This window comes from Streptomyces sp. NPDC096324 (assembly GCF_044763015.1).
GTDB lineage: Bacteria > Actinomycetota > Actinomycetes > Streptomycetales > Streptomycetaceae > Streptomyces.
Map to the genome: position 1 here is coordinate 422755 of NZ_JBIWFK010000005.1, position 23720 is coordinate 446474.

The window sequence follows — 23720 nt, forward strand, 5'->3', positions numbered from 1 at the left end:
CAGCGGGCCCGGCCGACGTGCTTCCTCCGGGCCCGGGTCGGTGCGGTGGTCGATCCAGTGGCGGACGGACAAGACGCCGTCCCCGGCCGGGGCTTCAAAGGCGCGCGGTGAGCGGCGGGACGACAGGGCCGCGGGCGCCGGGTTCGTTCAGGGCCGGGCCAGGCCCGTCTTCGCGCCGGCGCCGCACAGGGGTACCACGGCCTCCCGGCGGCCGAGGGCGCCCTCGCGGATCGCCGCCCAGCAGGCCACGCCCGTCGACTCCACGTACAGGCCGCGTCCGGCGAGGTCCGTCTGTGCGTGGCGGATCTGGTCCTCCGTCACGGTCAGGAAGGCGCCCCCGGAGGCGCGTACCGCGCTCAGGATCTGGCGGGCCCGCAGCGGGTGCGGGATCGCGATGCCCTCGGCGAACGTGGGCGCCATCGGGGTGACGCCGACGAGATCGTCCGCGCCCTCGGACCAGGCGCGGGCCAGCGGGGCGACCGCGGCGGACTGGACGGCGTACAGGGTCGGCCTCTTGTCGATCAGCCCCGCCGCGTGCAGTTCGGCCACGGCGAGGGCGGCGCCGAGGAGCAGCGTGCCGTTGCCGACCGGCAGCACGACGGCGTCCGGCAGGCGGCCGCCGAGGTCCTCCCAGAGTTCGTGGACGTACGTCTTCGTGCCGTGCAGGAAGTACGGGTTGAAGACGTGCGAGGCGTAGAACACGCCCTTCTCGTCGGCCGCCTCGCGTGCCGCGCGTGCCGTCGCCTCGCGGTCGCCGTCGACCACCCGCAGCCGCGCCCCGTGCGCCTCGATCTGCTCCAGCTTCTTCGCGGAGGTGCCCTCGGGGACGTACACCGTGCAGGGCAGCCCGGCCCGGGCGCAGTACGCGGCGACGGCCGTGCCCGCGTTGCCGCTGCTGTCCGCGAGCACCTGCCGGGGTCCGAGCCGCAGTGCCAGCTCGGCCAGCAGCACGGCCCCGCGGTCCTTGAACGACAGTGTCGGCATCAGGAAGTCGAGCTTGGCCAGCACGCCCTCGCGCAGCGGGACCAGCGGGGTACGGCCCTCGCCGAGGCTGACCGTGGGCGCGGCCAGCGGCAGGCACTCGGCGTACCGCCACAGCGAGTTCACCCGGCCGGTCAGGGACGCCAGGGGAGCCGGTGTCGGCGCGAAGTCCAGGTCGAGCGGGCCGCGGCAGACCGGGCAGCACCAGGCGAGCGAGCCGGCGGGGACGCGCGTGCCGTCCGTCGGGCAGAAGCAGTCCGGCAGTGCAGTCATGGGTGCAGGTTAGACGCGAGGGCCGGGGGACGGAGCGCTTCGGGGCGTCGGGGGACGGAGCGCTTCGGGGCGCCGGGGGTGGCGGAGCCCTTCGAGGGTCGGGGACCGGCCATGCTCCGGCCGTCCTCCGACAGCCCCCGTCACGACCTCGCCCGCGCCGTGCTTACGATGCGCCCAGCCGTTCGGCAGTCGTACGTGCGTTCCATCGCGGATGGATGAGGAGCAAGGGAAACCGTGGCCATACCCCCGCCGCCCGGACCGCAGCAGCCCGAGGGGCAGTACCCGCCGCCGGGGACCCCGCCGCATCCGCCCGCTCCGTACCCCCGATATCCCTCCCCGCAGGGCCCGTTCCAGCAGCCCCCGCAGTCGCCGTACGCGGGTCCGTACCAGCCCTGGGGGCAGGGCTACTCCCCGTACAACCGGCCTGTTCCCTTCAACGGGCTCGCGATCGCGGCGCTGGTCCTCGGCATCCTGTGCTTCCTGCCCGCCGTCGGGCTGGTGCTCGGGATCGTCGCGCTCGTCCAGATCAAACGGCGCGGCGAGCGCGGCAAGGGCATGGCGGTGGGCGGCATGGTGATGTCGTCGATCGGTGTCGTGCTGCTCGCGCTCACGGTCGCCACCGGGGGAGCGCGCGCGTTCTGGGAGGGCTTCGAGGACGCGGCAGGCGGCTCGGGAGGCTCGGCGTTCTCGCTGGAGGTGGGCGAGTGCTTCGACACCCCGGGAGGCTCCCTGAAGGGGCTGGCGATCGACGTCGACAAGGTGCCGTGCACGGGCGGGCACGACGCCGAGGTGTTCGCGGACTTCGAGATGCCCGAGGGCGACTACCCGGGGCAGGACGCGGCCGCCGACGAGGCCGACCGGCGGTGCTATCTGCTCCGGAACACCTACGCGATGGACTCCTGGGCCGTCCCGGGCGACGTCGCCGTGTACTCCTTCACGCCCACGGCGCAGAGCTGGCGCACCGGCGACCGCGAGGTGAGCTGCCTGTTCGGGAACACCGACGAGGAGAGCGGTCTGACGGGCTCCCTGCGCAACGACCAGCTCACGCTGGAGCCCGACCAGTACTCCTATCTGAGCTCCGCGGCGGCCATCGACAACGCACTGGACGCGATACCCGACACCGAGTACATCGACGACGACCTGCCCGGCTACAAGGAGTGGGCGGACCACGTCTCGGAGGCGCTGGCCCGGGAGGCGGACGGGCTGCCCGCCCACAGGTTCGCGCCGGACGCCGCCAAGCTCGTCGCGGCCCTGGCCAAGGACCTGGAGCGCTCGGCGAAGGAGTGGGCGAAGGCCGCGGACGCGCCGGACGCGGACACCTTCTCCGAGCACTACGAGAAGGCCCTGAAGCTCATCGACCCCAAGAAGACGGTCACCACCCGCGAGGCTCTGGGGCTCGCCACCACCCCGCCGGTGTACGACGACGGAGGGGGTACCGGTAGCGGCGGCGAAGGCGGTCCCGGAATCGAGGTGTGACGGCGGCCACAGTGGGGAGAAAGTGCCTGCGTAATGCCCTCAAGGGCGCGCGTCATCACTTCGAGTGATTCTCTGGCCTTCGCTTGCATGGCACAACCCACGGTTGCCACGCTGTTGCTGTCTGTACAACCTGATGGGAGCGGCTAAGTGACATTCGGTGAGCAGCCGGCGTATCTGCGCGTCGCGGGTGATCTCCGCAAGAAGATTGTCGACGGCTCGCTGCCACCGCACACCCGGCTCCCCTCGCAGGCCAGGATCCGCGAGGAGTACGGAGTCTCGGACACCGTCGCCCTGGAAGCGCGCAAGGTGCTGATGGCCGAGGGCCTGGTCGAGGGCCGCTCCGGCTCGGGCACGTACGTCCGCGAGCGGCCGGTGCCGCGCCGCGTGGCCCGCTCCGGATACCGGCCGGACAGCGGTGCCACCCCCTTCCGTCAGGAGCAGGCCGACTTCGGGGTGCGCGGCACCTGGGAGTCCCGCAGCCGGCAGGTCGAGGCGAGCGGCGCGATCGCCGAGCGGCTGGCCATCCAGCCGAGCGACCGCGTGATGTGCACGAACTACGTCTACCGCGACGGCGGCGAGGCGATGATGCTCTCCACGTCCTGGGAGCCGCTCGCCGTGACCGGGCGTACGCCGGTGATGCTCCCCGAGGAGGGCCCGCTCGGCGGCATGGGTGTCGTCGAGCGCATGGCGGCCATCGACGTGATCGTGGACAACGTCACCGAGGAGGTCGGCGCCCGCCCCGGACTCGCCGAGGAACTCCTGGCGCTGGGCGGCGTGCCCGGGCACGTGGTCGTCGTCATCCAGCGCACGTTCTACGCCTCGGGCCGCCCGGTGGAGACGGCGGACGTGGTGGTCCCGGCGGACCGCTACCGGATCGCCTACCACCTGCCGGTGAAGTGACCGCGCGTCACCCGGCCCGCTCGTGAGCCCGGTTGGAATCTGGCCTTTCTCAAGTGAGGGGCCGGGGAACGACTTCGCCCTGCTCGCGGGCGCGCGAGGAGTCGTGAGCGGCGCGTTCGGCGACGCGCGCCCCCCGGGCCGACGCTCCTTACTGGCCGGTTGCGTACCTCTTTGTGTAAACCCGTGTTCGCTGCGTGAAGGTAAGGCGTACGCTCGGGCATATGCGGATTGCGGTTTCGATGGAATGCGGGGTTCGACGGGGGCCCGGGGCGGGAAGTGGAGGGGCGCTATGAACGACAGCACGATCACGCTTCCCTGGCTCGTCATACGGCAGGACGACAACGGCAATCGCTATCGCGTGGGCAGGTACGCGACCCGGGCCGAGGCCCAGAAGATCGCGGACAGCCTCGACGCGCGCGGGCACAAGCAGCTCTACTGGGTCGAGCGGATCGGGCCGAACGGAACCCACTGATCGGCCGGGAGCCGGACCTCGTCCCGCTCCCGTAGGCTCCGGCGCATGACGGAACGGATCGTGGTGGTCGCGGGCGCCCTCGTGCGCGGCGGACGCCTGCTCGCCGCCCGCCGCAGCGCGCCCCCCGACCTCGCCGGTGGCTGGGAGCTTCCGGGCGGCAAGGTCGAACCCGGCGAGACCCCCGAACACGCCCTCGTGCGCGAGCTGCGCGAGGAGCTCGGCATCGACACGCGGGCGCTGGAGCGCGTCCCCGGGGAGTGGCCGCTGAAGCCGGGATACGTCCTGGTGGTGTGGGCCGCCCGGCTGCTGCCCGGTTCGGCCGACCCCGAGCCCCTCCAGGACCACGACCAACTGCGCTGGCTGAGTGCCGAGGAGATCTGGGACGTGGACTGGCTGGACCAGGACGTGCCGGCGGTCAAGAGCGCGCTCCCGTGGCTCGATCCGGGCGCCTGACGACCCGAGTGCCCCCTTGTGCGCCGTTCGCGCCATAGTGTGCCCCGGGCGCGGTAAAGCTCCACCGATACCGGGTATGTGCCCCTTAACCCCCCGAAACCGGGCAGGGGTGGGGTTTCTGGTCTGGGAAGTGATCGGCTTGATCGACACTGACGGCTACTGCGCCGAGTGGACCTTTCCCGCGGAGCCCGGTGCCGTCCGCACCGCCCGCGCCGTCGTCCGGGGACAGCTCCGCGACTGGGACCTCGAATCCCTCGGCGACATCACCGCACTCCTGGTCAGCGAACTGGTGACGAACTCGCTCCGGCACGCCACGGGACCGATCGGCGTCCGTCTCGTACGCCCCGAGGACGTACCGGGCGCTCTGCGCGTCGAGGTCTCCGACCCGCTGCCGGACCCGCCCCGGGAACGGTCCGCCGACACCTCCGACGAGAGCGGACGCGGACTCCAGCTCCTGGCCGGCTCCTGCCGACGCTGGGGCACATGGCCCGCGGACACCGGCAAGACGGTCTGGTTCGAGCTGGCCGTACCGGACTGAGGCGCCGGGGCCGGCGCGCCCGCGCGGCGAGCGGCCGGATCACGCTCCCGACCGGTGTCGCCTTGTGCGGTTCGACGGGGTGCCACCTGGTTAGAAGACTGGGAGTATGTCGCGGCCGGTCCAAAAACCATCGGGACCGTGCTGTGATCGTGAACACCGTGTCGCGCGGCACCGTAGTGCTGGATACTGCGGGCAGCCGCCCCCGGTGACCGGTGCCGGACGCGGTGAGCTGGAGGGGACGGTTCGCGTGAGCGAGATACCAGCGAAGGCCACGGAGTCCGAGGACCCGTCGGACGGCGCGAGGGCCGATGAGGCGGGCGATGTCGCGCGCGCGGTTCCCGGCGACACCGCGGACCACGCATCGGACGCCACCGCGGAAACCACCGCGGACCACGCATCGGACGGCGCCGCGGACCACGCGTCGGACGGCGCCGCGAAGGCGACTGCCGATCACGCGGCCGACGACGACAGGGACTACGCGGACGCCGCGGCCCCGGGTCCGGACGTCGACCGGACCGGCGAGATGGGCGAGGCCGGCGAGCTGCCGGGTGACGCCATGTGGCAGAGCAGTCCGCCCGGTTCGATCTACGACTACATCAAGGCCGCCTCCTTCTCCATCGGCGCCGACGGGCTCGTCGACCAGTGGAGCCTGCGGGCCGAGCAGATCTTCGGCATCCCGGCGGAGCGGGCCGTCGGCATGGATCCCATCGAGGCGTTCGTCCCCGCCGACCGGCGCGAGTCCGGTCAGCGGAAGATGGCGGAGATCCTGGACGGCCGCGAGTGGACCGGGCTCGTGCCCTTCCGTACACCCGCCGACGAGGGCTCCGAGGACTCCGGGGGCAGGGAGGGCCTCGCCGAGGTCTATGTGATGCCGACGACCACCGAACACGGCGAGCGGGCCGCCGTGTGCATCGTGGTGGACGTTCGCACCCTGCGAACGATCGAGACGGACCTCGCCGCCTCGCAGGCTATTTTCGGTCAATCTCCGTTCGGCTTCCTGCTGATCGACACCGATCTCCAGGTCCGGCGCGCCAACCAGCGGTTCGCCTCGATCTTCGGCGGCACTGTCGACGACCACCGCGGCAAGGGCGTCCACGACTATCTCCCGCACGCGGAGGCCGAGCGGGTGACGGCGGTCCTGCGCCGGGTCCTCGAAACCGGCGACTCCATCACGGACATGCACGTCACCGGGCAGGTCCCCGGCTCCGACGAGCGCCGCCACTGGTCCATCAACCTCTACCGCGTGCACAGCGGCAGCGGCCGCCCCATCGGTATCGCCTGGCTCGGAACCGACATCACCTCCCGCCGCGCCGCCGCCCGTGAAGCGGCCGCCGCCCGCCGCAACCTCGCCCTGCTGAACGAGGCGGGCGCCCGCATAGGCAACTCCCTCGACCTGGAGACCACCGCACGCGAGCTCCTGGACGTCGTGGTCCCCGGCTTCTGCGACCTCGCGACGGTCGACCTGTACCAGGGGCTGCTGGCCGGCGACGAGACCCCGCCGGGACTCGCGGACGGCAGCGCCGAACTCCGCCGGGTGGCCTTCGCCAGCGCCGTCTCCGACGCGCCCTTCGCGGGCGGTCCGGCACCCGTGGCCGTCGGCGCGGTGCACCACTTCCCGTTCAACTCGCCCTGCGCGGACGCCCTGCGCACCGCCCGGCCGCAGCAGATCCCCGCCGACGACGGCGGCCTCATCCAGTCGACGCTCGCGGTCCCGATGGTCGCCCACGACACGGTCGTGGGGCTCGCCCAGTTCTCCCGTACGAAGGGCAGCGAGCCGTTCGGGGAGCGCGACCGCGCGCTGGCCGTGGAACTGGCCGCCCGCGCGGCCGTCTGCATCGACAACGCGCGCCTGTACCGCCGCGAGCACGAACGCGCCCTCATCCTCCAGCGGTCCCTGCTGCCCCCGGGCGACCCCGAGGCCTCCGGCCTCGACATCGCGTGCCGTTATCTGCCGGGCAACGCGGCGACGGAGGTCGGCGGCGACTGGTTCGACGTCATCGAACTCCCCGGCCACCGCACGGCCCTCGTCGTGGGCGACGTGATGGGCCGCGGACTGCGCGCCGCCGTGGCGATGGGCGAACTGCGCACCGCGGTACGCACCTTGGCCCTGCTCGACCTCGAACCCGCCGAGGTCCTCTCGGCGCTGGACGAGATCGCGCGCGGCCTCGGCACCCCCGGCGGGGTCCAGCAGGCCACCCGCACGGCCCGTCAGCCCCGCGACGCCGACCTCTCCGAGGTGTACCTCGCGACCTGCGTGTACGCCGTCTACGACTCCGTGACCCGCCGGTGCACCTTCGCCAACGCGGGCCACCTGCCCCCCGTGCTGGTCGAGCCCGGTGAGACCGCGCTGATGCTCGACGTGCCGCCCGGGATGCCGCTCGGGGTGGGCGGCGAGCCCTTCGAGGAGGTGGAGGTCGAACTGCCCGAGGGCGCGTTGCTGGCGCTCTACACGGACGGCCTGGTCGAATCGCGCGACCACCCCCTCGACGAGGGACTGCAGGCGTTCGTGGGCGCCCTCACCGACCCCTCCCGGCCGCTGGAGGACGTCTGCGACCACGTCCTCAACACCCTCGACACCCACCACGGCGAGGACGACATCGCCCTGCTGATGGCGCGTGTCCAGGGACTGCCCGCCGAGTCCGTCGGCGACTGGACCCTGCCGCGCGAGCCGCGCAGCGTGGGGCGGGCCCGCGAGTACACCCGCGCCCAGCTCGTCGCCTGGGACCTGGAGCCGCTCGTCGACACGACGGAACTGCTGGTCAGCGAACTGGTGACGAACGCCCTGCGCTACGGCGAGGGCGAGATCAGACTGCGGCTGCTCCTCGACCGCACGCTCGTCTGCGAGGTCTGGGACGCCGGGCTCGTCCAGCCGCGCCGCCGCCGTGCCCGCGACACCGACGAGGGCGGGCGGGGTCTCCAGCTCGTCGGCCTCCTCTCCGCGGGATGGGGCTCCCGCCGCACCCCGCGCGGGAAGACCGTGTGGTTCGAACTCCCCCTGCCGGACGGCGAGACAGGCCTCACGGACCCGGCGGAAGCGCTGCTGAGCCTGTTCTGAGGGCTGAGGGCTGAGGGCTGACGATGACGGCTGAGGGCGGGGGCTGGGAGTCGAGGCGCAGGGCTGACTGCGGGGGCTGGGAGTCGAGGCGCAGGGCTGACGGCGGAGGCTGGGAGTCGAGGCTGAGGGCTGACGGCGGAGGCTGGGAGTCGCGGCCGGGAGCCAAGGTTGAGGGCTGCGGCTGGGGCTGGGAGCCGCGGCTGAGGGCTGCGGCTCGGGTCCCACCAGGGTGCCCGTCCGGCGGGTCAGGTGAAGAACGCACCCCGGCGACCCCGGGTGCGGGGGCCGCCGTAACTCATCGGGCCGCCCTCGCCGTCGCTCAGCAGGATCCCGCCGAGCACCGCGCCGCCCGCCCCGGCGCCCCCGCGGCCGCCCGAGGGATTGCCGTACGCCCGCACGTCCCGTTCGGCGAGCCGGCGCGCCTCACGGGCGAGGTCGTCGGCCCGCAGCACCTCGGAGAGCGGGACGGACCCCGGCCCGAGCAGCCGCCGCGCCTCCGCCAGCCGGGTCCGCGCCTCGCTGCCCACCGCCCCGCGGTGCGTGCCGATGAAGCACGCGGCCCCGGCGAGCGCGCTGCGGGCGGGCAGCAGCGCCTGGCCGTGCCCGTCGGGGATGTCGTCGCCCCCTGTCCCGGCCGGACCCGTCCCGGCCAGACCCGCCATGGCCTCCGTCACCCGGCGCAGCGCGTCCAGCGGATCGTGGGGCCCGGCGGCCGTCTCGTGACGCACCGCTGAGAGCACCGCCTCCGCGTGCCCGAGCCGCCCGACGAGTCCGGCGCGGGCCTCTGCCGGGAGCGCCCGGGCCGCGTTCCACGAGGCCTCCGCCGCCGTGATCGCCGCGGGCAGTCCGGCCGCCGCCGAGTCCAGTTCCGCCGCCAGCCGCTCCACGCCGTTCGCCAGGTCGAAGGCCTGCCCCAACGCCCCCTCCGCCGCCCGTAGATGGGCCGCCGCCTTGGCACCGTCGCCCCGGTCCGCGTACTGGCGCGCCTGGTTGAGATGAGAAGTGGTGAACAGGAGCCGGTCCTTGGCCTGTTCGGCGTCGCCGGCGACGGGGAGCGAGGCGGCGGGAGCGTATCGCTCGTGGAGCTCGGCGAGGGTCGCCTCGGCGCCGCGGATCCGCGCGGCGCCCTCCCGGAAGCGGGCCTCCGCGGATTCCAGCGCGGCCACCGCGTTCCGCTCCAGCGCCCGGATCTGGTCGAGCCCCGGTGCCGCCGCGTCCAGCCGCTCCCCGGCCTCCCGGCAGTGGGCGACGATCTCCTCCAGGACCTCCCTGCGCTCACTCTCGTCCTGGGCCGGGTCCACGCCGGCGGCCTCCGTCTCGTCGAGCCGCTGCCGCAGCCGGAAGGCCGCGGCGAGTCCGGCTTCCGCGTGCCTCAGGTCGTAGACGTACGGCTCGATCGCGTCGCCCGCCGACCGGTCCTCGGCGAGGGCGAGTTCCTCGGCCCCGACGCGTACGCAGTCATCGGTCTCGACGAGCAACCGCCGCGCCTGGGCGTCGAGTTCGTGCAGGGGAGTGACCTCGGGGTCGCCGCCGGGTGTCGTCCGGGTCGTCGCCCGCCGTCTGCGGCGCCCGTAGCCGTACGCGGCCAGCGCGCCCGCGGCGCCGACCGCGACCAGGGGCGGCACGAGATCGCCGGTCGTCGTCCCGTCCTGCGCGGTCGTGACCGGCCGGGCGGCGACGCCCGTGTCCCGCGCCCGGGCCACCGGGGCGTCGGCTCCCGCCCGCGCCAGCGGCAGCACCAGCCAGCCCATCGCGACCAGCCCCCCGAGCACGGCATGCGCCACCCGCACGGCTATGTGCGACGGGACCCGGCGCGACCGGCTGCGGCTCAGGGGCGACGTCACATTTGGGAGCGTATGGCCGTTCGAGCGCCTCCGCGACCGGTATACGAGGAGTTGGGGGCAGTTGGGGTACGGGAGGGATCGGGGTGTACGGGAGGGGCGCGGGGGTCGTTCTCGCGGGCGCCCTCACCGCCCGGGGCCCTACGGGGCTCCGCGCGATGCGTTCGCCGAGGGACGCCACCGTCCGATGACGGTCCTGGACCCGCGTGCGATGATCACGACACGTGCCCCTGTCCGGCACGCGGGGGAGTGGGGGTTCGATGCACCGGTACTTCGTCGGGTTCGCCGCACTGATCGTCGTCGCGCAGGCCGGCCTCGGGATCGCGGCCATCGCGAACCACTGGATCCCGCCGTGGGCGCGTCGCAGGGTCGTGCGCCCGAAGCTGTGGGGCTGGGGCGCGCTGGCGGGGGCCGTGGGGTGGTCGCTGTTCATGTTCCTCGGACCGTTCCAGGGACCCGACGCCGACTTCACGCCCTACGCCCTGGGCGGGATGGGCCTGTTCATCGCGAGCCAGGTGGTCCAGATGATGGCGCAGCACCCGGGCCGGCGCCCCGTGGCCCCGCCGGACACCCAAGGGCAGTGACGGCGGCATGCGCGGACCGGGGACGGCGCGCCGCCCCCGCCCCGCTCGGGCCCTCGCCTACGTCCGCCGTCGGCCGATCTTCGATCCCAGCCACACAAGCGGGTCGTACTTGCGGTCGACCGCCCGCTCCTTCAGGGGGATCAGCGCGTTGTCCGTGATCTTGATGCCCTCGGGGCAGACCTCCGTGCAGCACTTGGTGATGTTGCAGTAGCCGAGACCGTGCTCCTCCTGGGCCGTGCGCTTGCGGTCCAGGCCGGAGTCCGCGGCCGCGTCCAGCGGATGCATGTCCAGCTCCGCCACCCGCATCAGGAAGCGCGGTCCGGCGAACGCGGGCTTGTTCTCCTCGTGGTCACGGACCACATGGCAGGTGTCCTGGCACAGGAAGCACTCGATGCACTTGCGGAACTCCTGCGACCGGTCGACGTCCTCCTGCATCATCCGGTACTCGCCGGGTCCGACACCGTCCGGCGGCACGAAGGCGGGCACCTCGCGGGCCTTGTCGTAGTTGAAGCCGACGTCGGTCACCAGGTCCCGTACGACCGGGAAGGCGCGCAGCGGGGTGACCGTGATCGTCTCCTCCCGGGTGAACACCGACATCCTCGTCATGCACATCAGCCGCGGCCTGCCGTTGACCTCCGCCGAGCACGAACCGCACTTGCCCGCCTTGCAGTTCCAGCGCACGGCGAGGTCGGGAGCCTGGGTCGCCTGGAGCCGGTGGATGATGTCGAGCACGACCTCGCCCTCGTTGACCTCGACGCCGAAGTCCTCCAGGCCGCCGCCCTTCACGTCTCCGCGCCACACCTTGAAGCGGGCCTCGTAGCTGCTCACTCGTAGAGCTCCTCTTCGGCGAGGTACTTGACCAGCTCCTCCTTCTCGAAGAGGGCGAGCAGGTCGGGGCGGATGGGCTGGGTGGTCTCGTTCACCAGGTCGATCTGCCCGGCCACCGGGTCGGTGACGGCCAGCCCGCCGGTCGGGTCGGTGAGCCGGCACAGCAGGTTGATCCGGCGCCAGGAACGTTCCATCGCCGGGTGGTCCTCACGGGTGTGGCCGCCCCGCGACTCCGCGCGCTCCAGCGCCGCCCGGGCGACGCACTCGCTGACCAGGAGCATGTTCCGCAGGTCCAGGGAGAGGTGCCAGCCCGGGTTGAACTGGCGGTGGCCCTCCACCCCGGCGCGGCGCGCCCGTACCCGCAGCTCGGCGAGCTTCTCCAGGGCCCGCTCCATCTCGCCCTCGCGGCGGATGATGCCGACCAGGTCGTTCATGGTCTGCTGGAGCTCCTGGTGCAGGGTGTACGGGTTCTCGGGCGGCTGCGGGCCGACGGCCGGCGCGCCGCCGGCCGACGCGGCGGGGACGGACTCGGGTCCCTCGGCGGAGAAGGGCCGCAGCGCCTCCGCGGCGGCCTCGTCGACCTGCGTGTCGTCCACCGGCGGACGGGTGTCCTCCCCGGTGAGACCGGTCGCGTACTCCGCCGCGTGCCACCCGGCCCTGCGCCCGAACACCAGCAGGTCGGAGAGCGAGTTGCCGCCGAGGCGGTTGGATCCGTGCATGCCGCCCGCGACCTCGCCGGCCGCGAACAGCCCGGGCACCCCGCGCGCCGCGGCCGTGTCCGAGTCGACCGCGATACCGCCCATCACGTAGTGGCAGGTGGGCCCGACCTCCATCGCCTCCGCCGTGATGTCCACGTCGGCCAGCTCCTTGAACTGGTGGTACATGGAGGGGAGTCGGCGCCGGATCACCTCGGCGGGCATCCGGGTCGACACGTCGAGGAACACTCCGCCGTGCGGTGATCCGCGGCCCGCCTTCACCTCGGAGTTGATGGCCCGCGCCACCTCGTCGCGCGGCAGCAGCTCCGGAGGACGCCGGTTGTGGTCCGGGTCCTCGTACCAGCGGTCGCCCTCCTCCTCCGACTGCGCGTACTTCTCCTTGAAGACGTCGGGGATGTAGTCGAACATGAACCGCTTGCCCTCGGAGTTGCGCAGCACCCCGCCGTCACCGCGCACCGACTCGGTGACGAGGATGCCCTTGACCGACGGCGGCCAGACCATGCCGGTCGGATGGAACTGCACGAACTCCATGTTCAGCAGCGGCGCCCCGGCGAGCAGCGCCAGCGCGTGTCCGTCGCCCGTGTACTCCCACGAGTTGGACGTCACCTTGAAGGACTTGCCGATGCCGCCGGTGGCGATCACCACGGAGGGCGCCTCCAGGACGAAGAAGCGCCCCGACTCCCGCTCGTAGCAGAAGGTCCCCGAGACCCGCTGTCCGTCCTTCAATATCCGGGTGACGGTGCACTCCTGATAGACCTTCAGGCGCGACTCGTAGTCACCGGTCTCCCGTTTGTCCTCCTGCTGGAGGGACACGATCTTCTGCTGGAGCGTGCGGATCAGTTCGAGGCCGGTGCGGTCGCCCACGTGGGCGAGGCGCGGATACTCGTGGCCGCCGAAGTTGCGCTGCGAGATCCGCCCGTCCTTCGTCCGGTCGAAGAGGGCGCCCCAGGTCTCCAGCTCCCAGACCCGGTCCGGTGCTTCGCGGGCGTGCAGCTCGGCCATCCGCCACTGGTTGAGGAACTTGCCGCCGCGCATGGTGTCGCGGAAGTGGACCTGCCAGTTGTCGCCGGAGTTCACATTGCCCATGGCGGCCGCGATGCCGCCCTCGGCCATCACCGTGTGGGCCTTGCCGAACAGCGACTTGCAGATCACCGCCGTACGGGCGCCGCGCTCGCGTGCCTCGATCGCGGCACGCAGTCCGGCGCCGCCGGCACCGACCACGACGACGTCCCACTCCTGTCGGTCGACCACGGACATCAGGGGGCTCCACCCAATCTAGAAGAAGCGCGGATCGTCGAAGGCGCCGGACGCGACCAGGTACACGTAGAAGTCGGCGAGTGCCACGCTCACCAACGACGCCCAGGCCAGCAGCATGTGACGGGCGTTCAGCTTCCCGACCCACTGCCACATCCGGTACCGCACGGGGTGCTTGGAGAAGTGCTTGAGCTTCCCGCCGACGATGTGCCGGCAGGAATGGCAGGAGAGGGTGTACGCCCAGATCAGCGTGATGTTGACCAGGAACACCAGCGTGCCGAGGCCCATGTGGCCCCAGGCGTAGTGCTCGTCGCGGAAGGAGAGCACGGTGTCGTACGTGAGGATGCCGGCGACGACGAGGGCCGCGTAGAAGAAGTACCGGTGGATGTTCTGGAGGATCAGCGGGAAGCGCGTCTCGCCGGTGTACTTCTTGTGCGGCTCGGCCACCGCACAGGCCGGCGGGCTCGCCCAGAAGCCCCGGTAGTAGGCCTTGCGGTAGTAGTAGCAGGTCAGCCGGAAGCCGAGCGGGAAGACCAGGATGATGATGGCGGGGGAGATGGCCCACCAGCTCCCGAACAGGTCCGCGTTCGGGCCCGAGCGCATCGTCCCGCAGCGTTCGGCCAGACAGGGCGAGTAGAACGGCGAGACGTAGGGCGCCGCGTAGTAGTGCGTGTCCGAGAAGGCCCGCCACGTCGAGTACACGATGAAGGCCAGCAACCCGGCCGCGGTGGCGGCGGGCGCCAGCCACCAGCGGTCGGTCCGCAGATGCGGGGCGGCGATCGCGGCGCGCGTACCCGTTCGTACACCGCCGCTGTTCAGATGAGGTTCCGTACCAGTGGCCAACTTCGCACTCCGGTCGGGTTCGGGGGTGCGCCGGTGTCGCGGGCGCTAGTGGGAGGGACCGTGGTGCGCGCCGAGACCCTCGTCGTCGGAATCGGTCCACAAGGAGCTGTCGTACGGGGTGTCGGAGACGGTCACCAGGTCGGGCAGCCTGTCGGAGGCGGACACCGCCGGCCCGGGCCCGGTGGGGCGCCTGGGGGAGGGTCCGGCGGCCTCGCGCAGCAGCGCGAGGCTCTCCCGCAGGTGGTCGGCGTCGGCGCGCACGCGGCGCATCTCCAGACCGGTGCCCATCTGCTGTTCCAGGCGCCGCACCGACCGCTGCAGATCGTCGAGGCAGCGCTGGACTGACGTCAGGTCGTCGTGCACGGACATGACTTGCCCTCACTTCCGTGGGCCCTGCGGCCTTCAGGCGGCAACGTTCATGCGCCTGCGAGTGTTGCGCGTCACAAGGTCCCCTGTGAAGGCGTGTGCACGGATTGAAGGCCGTCACGCTCCAGAACGAACGCTGTGCGCCTCCTCCTCCGCCCGCGCGCCGGTCGAATTCCCCGCGCGCCCGGGAGCGGATCGAAGGGCCGCGGGGCAGGCCGGACGGCCCGGGGGACGGGGCGTCGGTGCCGTACCCCCGCGTGCGCACCGCCCGGCCACGCGCCGGCGGGACTGCCGCCGGCGCGATTCCGGATGCGGACCGGTGGCTCGGTTCTCGGCGGGTGTCGGATGCGGATCGGTGGATTGGCCTCCGGCGGGTGTCCGGATGGGGGCCGGTGGCTTGGCCCCGGGCGGGTGTCCGGATAAGGACCGGTGGCGCGGCCCCGTCGCGAGTCCGGATGTGGACGCCGTCCGCGCGGCACCGGCGCGGTGTCCGGATATGGACCCGTGGCGCGGCCCGGCGCGGGTCGGGATTGCGCCGCACGAGTGGGGTTCCCCGCCCCCGTCGCCGTGTCGCCGCCTTCCCTCCTCCGACCTGCTCTTCAGTTGGCACGTAGATCGGATCAACTCACTAATACCGCCGAACGGGACCAGAAACGGACCAGCTCCCGCGGCGGAGCGTCCCCCGGAGGTTGCAGTGATGTCCCACGAAGGCGTCGGACTGCGCGCGGTGATGCGCTCGGCCGCATTTCTCACCGCGGGCGCGCTCGCGGTACCCGCCCTCGCCGCGTGCAGTGCGGACGACGAGGCGGACAGACCCGTGGCGGTGCAGGACATCGCGCCCGCGTCCCGTGGCCTGATCGCCGACGGCGGCACCCTGCGCTGGGCCGTGGACGCCGTACCGGAGACGCTGAACGCGTTCCAGTCGGACGCAGACGCCGCGACCACCCGTGTCGCCGGTGCCGTCCTGCCGTCGATGTACCGGCTCGACGCGAACGGCCGACCGCAGATCAACTCCGACTACCTCGAGTCGGCGAAGGTCGTGGGCACCTCGCCCAAGCAGGTCGTGCTGTACAAGCTCGACCAGCAGGCCGTGTGGAGCGACGGACGCGAGATCGGCGCCGCCGACTTCGCCGCCCAGTGGCGCGCCCTGTCCGGCAAGGACTCCGCGTACTGGACGGCGCGCAACGCCGGGTACGACCGCATCGAGAAGATCGAGCGGGGCAAGAACAATCTGGAGGTCCGCGTCACCTTCAGCCGGCCCTACGCCGACTGGAAGGCGCTGTTCTCGCCGCTGTACCCGAAGGACGTCATGGGGACCGCGGACTCCTTCAACGACGGAGCGCGGCGCAAGCTGAAGGTCAGCGCGGGGCCCTTCGCGGTGAAGGCGGTCGACCGCAAGACCGGCCAGGTCCGTCTCACGCGCAACGCCCGCTGGTGGGGCCGTCCCAGCAAGCTCGACGAGATCGATCTGGTGGCCGTCGCCCGGGACAAACGGGCCGAGGCCCTCGCCGACGGCAGGCTCGACCTGGCCGAGATCGACCCCGCCGAGGCCGAGCAGGTCACGCTCGCCGCCCGGCACAAGGACGGCGCCCCGTTGCAGGGGGCCTCCGCGACGAGCGAGGAGAGCGGAAAGGCCACGTCCGGGAAGAAGGACGAGAAGGCCGAGAAGGACGAGTCCGAGGAAGAGGACGGGAAGAACCCGGCGGACGAGAAGAGCGACACGGACGAGACCGCCGAGCACGAGAAGACCGCCAAGCACGAGAAGACCGCAGAGCACGAGAAGAGCGAGAAGGCCGAGAAGACCGCCAAGCAGGAGAAGGCGGAGAAGGCGGAGAAGAGCGAGAAGGCCGGGAAGGGCAACAAGGACGAGGACAGCGACAAGAGCGAGAAGGCGGCCGAGAAGGCGGCCGAGAAGGGCGACAAGGACGAGGACGGCGAGAAGAGCGGGAAGAGCTCCCGGCACGAGAAGACCGAGGACGGCGACCAGGACGACGAGAGCGAGAAGGGCGAGTCGGGTACGAAGGGCAGCGGGGCCGGCGCGACGCAGGCTTCCCCGGGGTCGGGACTGAGCGGCTTCGTGGTCCGCAAGTCCCTCGAACCCGCCTTCACCCAGCTCGCCCTGAACGGCTCCGAGGGCCCCCTCGCCGACGAGCGCGTCCGCCGCGCCGTGGCCCGTGCCCTGAACCGCAAGGAACTCGCCCAGGCCGTCCTCCGGCCGCTCGGCCTGCCCGCCGAACCGGTCGGCAGCCACCTCGCCCTCGCCGGGCAGGCCGCGTACGCGGACAGCAGCGGCGCCCTCGGCAACCAGGACGCCGCCGAGGCGCGGGCGCTGCTCGCGGACGCCGGGTGGGTGCCGGGCGGTCCGATCACGGAGCAGAAGAAGACGGAGAAGGCGGCCGGCTCCCAGGGCAAGAAGGGGGACGGCGCCGAGGACGGCAGGCCGGGCGGGGGCGGGACGTACGTCATCGGCGACGACGACAAGCCCTCCGGGGTGCGCCGGGAGCCCGCCCAGGACCCCAAGGACCACGCGCGGAAGCAGGAGCAGCAGACCGGCGTGCGGCAGGGCGCCCACACGGACGAGCAGGCCGCCCCGCACATGGACGGTCGCCAGTACGCCGGGCAGGGCGGGCTTCCGGGGGCGTACGCGCCCAGGGGGACGGCCGCTCCGGCGGGCGCGGCGTCCAACGTCCTCGCCAAGGACGGCAAGCCGCTGGCGCTGCGCTTCGTGGTGCCCTCGGGCGCGGGCTCGGAGTCCCTGCGGCTGGTGGCCGACCGGATCGCGCGGATGCTCCAGCGCGTCGGTGTTCGTACGGACATCACGAAGGTCTCCGACGAGAGCTACTTCAAGGACCACATCGCCTCGGGCGACTACGACCTGGCGCTCTACTCGTGGCCCGCCTCCGCCTTCCCGGCCACCGACGCCCGTCCGATCTACGCCAAGCCCGTGCCGGCGGCGGACGGCTCGCTGAGCGTCGAGCAGAACTACACCCGCGTCGGCACCGACCAGGTCGACCAGCTCTTCGACCAGGCGCTCTCCACCCTGGACGAGGACGAGGAACGCTCCCTCGTCCGCAAGGCCGACGCCCGCATCTGGGCCGCCGCCGGCTCCATCCCGCTCTACCAGCGCCCTCAGCTCGCCGCGGCTCGCGTCGGCCTGGCGAACACCGGGGCCTTCGGATTCCAGACCCCGGTGTACGAGGACATGGGCTTCCTGAAGAAGGGCTCGAAGCCTTCGGCGAGCCCGTCGAAGAGCCGGTGACCTGCGGGTGAACGACCCGGGCCCGCCCTGTGGCGGGCCCGGGTCGCCCGGCCCCCGGTGGCCCTGCGGAGGCCGCTTCTGTCAAGGCCACGTACCATGGGGTAAGGCCGTGGCGTGTTCAGCCCGGCAGTGGCCCCGCGGATGCGGAGGCCGTCCACTCACTCCGGGAGAAGCGCCTCACTATGGCCACGCGCCACGACATCCGCAACGTCGCCATCGTCGCCCACGTCGACCACGGCAAGACCACTCTGGTCGACGCCATGCTCAAGCAGGCCGGTGCCTTCGCCGCGCACGCCGCCGAGTCGCTCGACGACCGCATGATGGACTCGAACGACCTGGAACGTGAGAAGGGCATCACGATCCTGGCGAAGAACACGGCGGTCAAGTACCACCCGAAGGATGGCGGCGACGCCATCACGATCAACATCATCGACACCCCCGGCCACGCCGACTTCGGTGGTGAGGTCGAGCGCGGTCTGTCGATGGTGGACGCGGTCGTCCTGCTGGTCGACGCCTCCGAGGGCCCGCTGCCGCAGACCCGCTTCGTGCTGCGCAAGGCGCTGCAGGCCCGCCTGCCCGTCATCCTGTGCATCAACAAGACGGACCGCCCGGACTCGCGCATCGACGAGGTCGTGAACGAGGCGTACGACCTCTTCCTCGACCTGGACGCCGACGAGGACCAGATCGAGTTCCCGATCGTCTACGCGTGTGCGCGTGACGGAGTGGCCTCGCTGACCAAGCCCGAGAACGGCACCGTCCCGGCCGACAGCGACAGCCTGGAGCCGTTCTTCACCACGATCCTGGAGTCCGTCCCGGCCCCGTCCTTCGACGAGTCCGCGCCGCTCCAGGCCCACGTGACCAACCTGGACGCCGACAACTTCCTCGGCCGTATCGCGCTGCTCCGCGTCGAGCAGGGCGAGCTGCGCAAGGGCCAGACCGTCACGTGGATCAAGCGCGACGGCACGATGTCCAACGTGCGCATCACCGAGCTGCTGATGACCGAGGCGCTCACCCGCAAGCCCGCCGAGGTGGCCGGCCCCGGTGACATCTGCGCCGTCGCCGGTATCCCGGACATCATGATCGGTGAGACCCTCGCCGACCCCGAGAACCCGATCGCGCTGCCGCTCATCACGGTCGACGAGCCGGCGATCTCCATGACCATCGGCACGAACACCTCGCCGCTGGTCGGCCGCGGCGGCACGGGCAAGGGCGCGGACGCCAAGTCCGCGGTCAAGGACCGCAAGGTCACCGCCCGCCAGGTCAAGGACCGCCTCGACCGCGAGCTGGTCGGCAACGTCTCGCTGCGCGTGCTCGACACCGAGCGCCCGGACGCCTGGGAGGTCCAGGGCCGCGGTGAGCTCGCGCTCGCCATCCTGGTCGAGCAGATGCGCCGCGAGGGCTTCGAGCTGACCATCGGCAAGCCCCAGGTGGTCACCCAGGTCATCGACGGCAAGGTCCACGAGCCCGTCGAGCGCATGACGATCGACGTACCCGAGGAGCACATGGGCGCGGTCACGCAGCTCATGGGTGTCCGCAAGGGCCGGATGGACAACATGTCGAACCACGGCTCCGGCTGGGTCCGCCTGGAGTTCGTCGTCCCGTCCCGAGGCCTCATCGGCTTCCGGACCGAGTTCCTGACCGGTACGCGCGGTACGGGCATCGCCCACTCCATCCACGAGGGCCACGAGCCGTGGTTCGGCACCCTGACGACCCGTAACAACGGTTCGCTGGTCGCCGACCGCGCGGGCGCCGTCACCGCGTTCGCGATGACGAACCTCCAGGAGCGCGGTGTGCTGTTCACCGACCCCGGCACCGAGGTGTACGAGGGCATGATCGTCGGCGAGAACTCGCGCTCCGACGACATGGACGTGAACATCACCAAGGAGAAGAAGCTCACGAACATGCGGTCCGCCTCGGCCGACACGTTCGAGGCGATCGTCCCGCCGCGCAAGCTCTCCCTGGAGCAGTCGCTGGAGTTCTGCCGCGACGACGAGTGCGTCGAGGTGACCCCGGAGGCCGTTCGCATCCGCAAGGTCGTCCTCGACCAGAAGGAGCGCGGCCGCACCGCGAGCCGCGCCAAGCACGGCTGATCCACCGGTCCCGCCGGCCTGATCCGTCAGGCCCGGCCGGCTGATCCACCGGCAACCTGAGCCCGGGTGCCCCCGCATGGGGGGCACCCGGGCTTTTTGCCACCCGTTTTCCGTCCTCCCGTGTCCGAAATGCGGTGCGTCCAGACCGATACGCATGTAACACGTCCGTTTCGGGGGCTTCTCCCGCAGATCATTTTGTCCAGATAACGGAAGATGTACGCGGCAGCTGTGATGGAACCGAGACCTAAAGGCTGTGGTCGGTTATCTGGCTCATGTCACATAGTTAGCCGCGTAACGCTCGGGTCAATGGGTCATGCGCTGTGGGGACAGCGTCGACTCACGAGCACAGTGGGGTGCTTGATCCTCCGTCAGGGGTGTCGGAGGTCAACCAGTACCCCTCCTGTCCGTGCACCGGTTGAGTCATGAGGAGGTACCCATGTGCGGTGTCATCAACGCCCTGTGGGTCACATCGTCCCCCGCGGTCCGCGACGACGGCGCGGAGTTCCGAACCCTGATCCGCGCCACCGCGTACTGACGCGGGGGCCGGCGCCTGCGCCCGGCCCGACGGACCGTGACGTGGTTTCAACTACGCGCGTCCCGCTGGGACTTCCGGGCGACTTCGGGCGATCGACGTCTCTTCTGAACCGAACGGTGGCCGGGCACGCCAGGTGACGGCCGCCGACTCGGCACGGCCCGATCCGCTCCGGCGGACCGGCGCGGCCGGGTACGGCACACCCACACTTGCGGAATGGGCGAATTGTGACGAGTCCTATCGAGACTGAGGACGGCGCGGAACCGGTCGTCGTGCACGGCGGGCGGGCGGCGACCACGAAACCCGAGGGCGACCAGCTCGTCGGCCGGTCTCCCGGCCAGTTGATGTGGACCCGCTTCAAACGGGACCGCTCGGGAGTCATCTCCGCCTACGTCGTGGGGTTCTTCTTCCTGGTCGGGCTGCTCGCCCCGCTGATCTCCAAGCTGTACGGCAAGAATCCGTACACGGTGTACGCGGACGAACGTCCCGAGCTCTTCGACAGCGCCGGCGTACCGCTCCAGCCCAACGGCGGCATCAGCAGCGAGTTCTGGTTCGGCCTGGAGCCGGGCAACGGCTATGACGTCTTCACCAAACTGATCTTCGGTATCCGGACCTCGCTGATGATCTCCGTGGCGGTGACGGTCACCGTCGTGATCACCGGCATCCTGCTGGGAGTCACCGCGGGCTACGTCGGCGGGAGGCTCGACTACGCGATCAGCCGCGTCATCGACTTCCTGCTGGCCTTCCCCTCGCAGCTCTTCTTCATCGCGAGCATGCCGGTCGTGGTCTCGCTCTTCGTGAGTCCGCGCGACGAGACCCCGACCTACGTGCGGGTGGTCGCGCTGATCGTCGTGCAGTGGTTCCTCGGCTGGATGAGCCTCGGCCGCATCCTACGGGGAACCTCACTGTCCCTGCGCGAACGGGAGTTCATCGAAGCGGCCAAGGTGAGCGGGGCGTCCCCCTGGCGGATCATCCGCAAGGAGGTCCTGCCCAACGTGGTGACACCGCTCCTCGTGCAGACCACCTATCTGCTCCCGAACTTCGTGACGATCGAAGCCGGTCTGTCGTTCCTCGGCGTCGGAATCGTCGAACCGACGCCCGACTGGGGACAGATGTTCTCCAAGGCCTCGACGGAACTCGTGCTCCAGAACGACATCACCTACATGTTCTTCCCGGGCGTCTCGATGATCATCTTCGTCGTCGCGTTCAACCTGCTCGGGGATTCGGTCAGGGACGCCTTCGATCCCAAGACGGCTCGCTGACCAAAGAGTTGTGGGCGCCTTCGCCCCGATCTCGAACGGCACCTTCACAGCACCTCAATGTCAGATCACTGGTTCGAAGACCGCAGACCGCAACTCAGCGGCACCACAGGTGCACTTGTTCGCACCGGTGACAACAGATGGGTAGGAATCCGAGTGATGAGTAGGGGCGGACGCCACGCATACGCCGCGATCTCCGTGCTCGCGGCGGGAGCTCTCGTGCTCACCGGTTGCAGCAAGGGCGGCAGCGACAAGGGGAGCGACAACAAGAAGGACAAGGAGAACGCGCAGCGGCAGCAGCAGTCGATCAAGTTCGGCAACGCGGCCGACTCCACGGGTCCCGCGGCCGAGGTACCGGGCGCGAAGAGCGGCGGCACGATGGAGGTCCTCCAGCGTGACAGCTACGCGCACCTGGACCCGGGCCAGATCTACGTCTCCGACGAGGGCTCCCTGGCCACGCTGCTCCACCGTGGTCTGACCGGTTACAAGGCCACGAGCGACGACGGCTCCAAGCACGAGATCGTCGGCGACCTCGCCACCGACTCCGGCACCACGACGGACGGCGGCAAGACCTGGAAGTACACGCTCAAGGACGGCATCAAGTTCGAGAACGGTACGGCGATCACGTCCAAGGACGTCCGCCACACCTTCGAGCGCATGTTCGCCGCGTTCATCAACCAAGGCCCGCCCTACGTCCAGCAGTGGCTGGCCGACACCCCGGGCGCGGACTACCGCAAGCTGCTGAAGGACGGCCCCTACAAGGGCAAGCACCTGCCGGACAGCATCCTGCAGACGCCGGACGACAAAACGATCGTCTTCAAGTTCAAGACGTCGCACCCCGACCTTCCGTACGCCCTCGCCATGGCGGGCTACGCGATCGTCTCCGAGAAGGGTGACACCGAGACGAAGTACGACCGGGCGCCCGTGACGACCGGTCCGTACAAGATCCAGTCGTTCAAGTCCGGCAAGTCGATGGTCCTGGTGAAGAACACCAACTGGGACCCGAAGACGGACCCGATCCGTCACCAGTACGTGGACAAGTTCAACATCACGTTCAACCAGCAGTACGAGACGTCCACCAAGACGCTGCTGGCCGACACCGGAGCCGACCAGGCCGGCATCAGCTTCAACAACCAGGTCGACGCGGGCAACCTCTCCAAGGTCCTCGCCGACCCGAAGATGAAGTCCCGTACGGTCTCGGGCTTCCAGCCCTACGTCGGTCAGATGAACATCAACCTGAGCCACCCGGCGCTCAAGGACAAGAAGATCCGCGAGGCCATCGCCTACGCCCTGCCGATCACGCCGTTCGTGCGCGCCTACGGCGGCACCGACGCGATGCAGGTCGCCGGCGGCCTCATCAGCCCGACGGTCAGCGGCTACGACGCCGCCTTCGACCCGCACGGCAAGATCAAGAAGCCGGCCGGTGACCCGGTCAAGGCCAAGGCCCTGCTGAAGGAGGCCGGCAAGGTCGGCATGAAGCTGACCTTCGGCTACATCAACACCCCCGAGGGCCAGCAGTACTCCACCGCCATGGCCGAGGGTCTGAAGAAGGCCGGGTTCGACGTCCAGCGCCAGGAGATCCCGGCCGAGACCTACTACGACCAGGTCAGCAAGCTGGACAACAACTACGACATCTTCCACACCGCGTGGGGTGCCGACTGGCCGTCCGCCTCGACCGTGATCCCGCCGCTGTACGACGGCCGCGCGATCGCCGACGGCGCGCAGAACTACTCGCAGGTCAACGACCCCAAGGTGAACGCGGACATCGACCGCATCAACAAGATCACCGACCCGGTCCAGGCCGCGGCCGAGTGGGAGAAGGTCGACCAGTACCTGGTCAAGGACGTCGTCAACGTCGTCCCGACCGGCTACTACAAGCAGACCCAGATCGCCGGTTCCAAGGTCGGCGGCCTGGTCTACGACGACGTGATCGGTGGCGTCGACCCGCGTCGCCTGTTCGTCAAGTAACCGTCGCTCTGACGGGGCCCGGCGCGCTCACC

General features: G+C 70.9%; 17 protein-coding genes. 11 read left to right on the forward strand and 6 right to left on the reverse strand.

Going from position 1 to position 23720, the window contains the following annotated elements; all coding sequences use genetic code 11:
- Window positions 1–147 precede the first annotated feature (147 nt).
- Window positions 148–1254 carry a threonine synthase gene (locus ACIQ7M_RS15985; protein ID WP_403644174.1) on the reverse strand — a complete coding sequence of 369 codons (1107 nt, stop codon included), beginning with the start codon at window positions 1252–1254 and terminating at the stop codon, window positions 148–150.
- A gap of 234 nt (window positions 1255–1488) precedes the next feature.
- Here ACIQ7M_RS15985 and ACIQ7M_RS15990 point away from each other — a divergent pair, with 234 nt between their 5' ends.
- The 6 genes from ACIQ7M_RS15990 (at window position 1489) to ACIQ7M_RS16015 (ending at window position 8148) form a co-directional block, all read left to right on the forward strand.
- Complete coding sequence (locus tag ACIQ7M_RS15990; RefSeq protein WP_355760614.1) at window positions 1489–2730, forward strand: DUF4190 domain-containing protein; 1242 nt, start codon at window positions 1489–1491, stop codon at window positions 2728–2730.
- Window positions 2731–2877: 147 nt separating this feature from the next.
- On the forward strand, window positions 2878–3630 hold the full coding sequence (locus tag ACIQ7M_RS15995) for a GntR family transcriptional regulator (RefSeq protein WP_403644179.1): 753 nt from the start codon (window positions 2878–2880) through the stop codon (window positions 3628–3630).
- A 289-nt stretch (window positions 3631–3919) separates the two neighbouring features.
- Entirely contained in the window at window positions 3920–4102 is a 183-nt protein-coding gene (locus tag ACIQ7M_RS16000; protein ID WP_355760609.1) for an SPOR domain-containing protein, read from the forward strand.
- Window positions 4103–4147: 45 nt separating this feature from the next.
- The gene (locus ACIQ7M_RS16005) at window positions 4148–4555 is read left to right on the forward strand and encodes a (deoxy)nucleoside triphosphate pyrophosphohydrolase (RefSeq protein ID WP_403644183.1); all 408 of its coding nucleotides are present in this window, start codon (window positions 4148–4150) and stop codon (window positions 4553–4555) included.
- Window positions 4556–4631: 76 nt separating this feature from the next.
- A complete protein-coding gene (locus tag ACIQ7M_RS16010; RefSeq protein ID WP_355760603.1) occupies window positions 4632–5093 on the forward strand; it encodes an ATP-binding protein in 462 nt (153 codons plus the stop codon).
- Window positions 5094–5340: 247 nt separating this feature from the next.
- Window positions 5341–8148 (forward strand): SpoIIE family protein phosphatase, encoded by a 2808-nt coding sequence (locus ACIQ7M_RS16015; RefSeq protein WP_403644191.1) that lies wholly within the window; start codon window positions 5341–5343, stop codon window positions 8146–8148.
- A gap of 245 nt (window positions 8149–8393) precedes the next feature.
- On the opposite strand, the gene ACIQ7M_RS16020 is transcribed toward ACIQ7M_RS16015, so the two are convergent.
- On the reverse strand, window positions 8394–9992 hold the full coding sequence (locus ACIQ7M_RS16020; protein WP_403644194.1) for a hypothetical protein: 1599 nt from the start codon (window positions 9990–9992) through the stop codon (window positions 8394–8396).
- A gap of 257 nt (window positions 9993–10249) precedes the next feature.
- Between ACIQ7M_RS16020 and ACIQ7M_RS16025 the strand changes: the two genes are divergently transcribed.
- On the forward strand, window positions 10250–10573 hold the full coding sequence (locus ACIQ7M_RS16025; protein WP_355760594.1) for a hypothetical protein: 324 nt from the start codon (window positions 10250–10252) through the stop codon (window positions 10571–10573).
- A gap of 57 nt (window positions 10574–10630) precedes the next feature.
- On the opposite strand, the gene ACIQ7M_RS16030 is transcribed toward ACIQ7M_RS16025, so the two are convergent.
- Genes ACIQ7M_RS16030 through ACIQ7M_RS16045 form a run of 4 tightly spaced genes read right to left on the reverse strand, consistent with a single transcriptional unit; the run spans window position 10631 to window position 14583 of the window.
- Window positions 10631–11401 (reverse strand): succinate dehydrogenase/fumarate reductase iron-sulfur subunit, encoded by a 771-nt coding sequence (locus ACIQ7M_RS16030; RefSeq protein ID WP_355760592.1) that lies wholly within the window; start codon window positions 11399–11401, stop codon window positions 10631–10633.
- Entirely contained in the window at window positions 11398–13374 is a 1977-nt protein-coding gene (locus ACIQ7M_RS16035; RefSeq protein WP_386983116.1) for a fumarate reductase/succinate dehydrogenase flavoprotein subunit, read from the reverse strand. Before ACIQ7M_RS16035 ends, ACIQ7M_RS16030 begins: the two co-directional genes overlap by 4 nt.
- An 18-nt stretch (window positions 13375–13392) precedes the next feature.
- Complete coding sequence (locus ACIQ7M_RS16040) at window positions 13393–14214, reverse strand: hypothetical protein (RefSeq protein ID WP_355760586.1); 822 nt, start codon at window positions 14212–14214, stop codon at window positions 13393–13395.
- A gap of 45 nt (window positions 14215–14259) precedes the next feature.
- A complete protein-coding gene (locus tag ACIQ7M_RS16045) occupies window positions 14260–14583 on the reverse strand; it encodes a hypothetical protein (RefSeq protein WP_355760583.1) in 324 nt (107 codons plus the stop codon).
- A 694-nt stretch (window positions 14584–15277) separates the two neighbouring features.
- On the opposite strand from ACIQ7M_RS16045, the gene ACIQ7M_RS16050 reads away from it, so the two are divergent.
- The 4 genes from ACIQ7M_RS16050 to ACIQ7M_RS16065 all read left to right on the forward strand — a co-directional run bounded on the left by ACIQ7M_RS16050 (window position 15278) and on the right by ACIQ7M_RS16065 (window position 23688).
- Window positions 15278–17839 (forward strand): ABC transporter substrate-binding protein, encoded by a 2562-nt coding sequence (locus ACIQ7M_RS16050; protein ID WP_403644200.1) that lies wholly within the window; start codon window positions 15278–15280, stop codon window positions 17837–17839.
- 182 nt (window positions 17840–18021) lie between these two features.
- A complete protein-coding gene (gene typA / locus ACIQ7M_RS16055) occupies window positions 18022–19929 on the forward strand; it encodes a translational GTPase TypA (protein ID WP_355760577.1) in 1908 nt (635 codons plus the stop codon).
- Window positions 19930–20688: 759 nt separating this feature from the next.
- Entirely contained in the window at window positions 20689–21723 is a 1035-nt protein-coding gene (locus tag ACIQ7M_RS16060; protein ID WP_403644203.1) for an ABC transporter permease, read from the forward strand.
- A gap of 156 nt (window positions 21724–21879) precedes the next feature.
- Window positions 21880–23688 (forward strand): ABC transporter substrate-binding protein, encoded by a 1809-nt coding sequence (locus tag ACIQ7M_RS16065; RefSeq protein WP_403644206.1) that lies wholly within the window; start codon window positions 21880–21882, stop codon window positions 23686–23688.
- Window positions 23689–23720 lie beyond the last annotated feature (32 nt).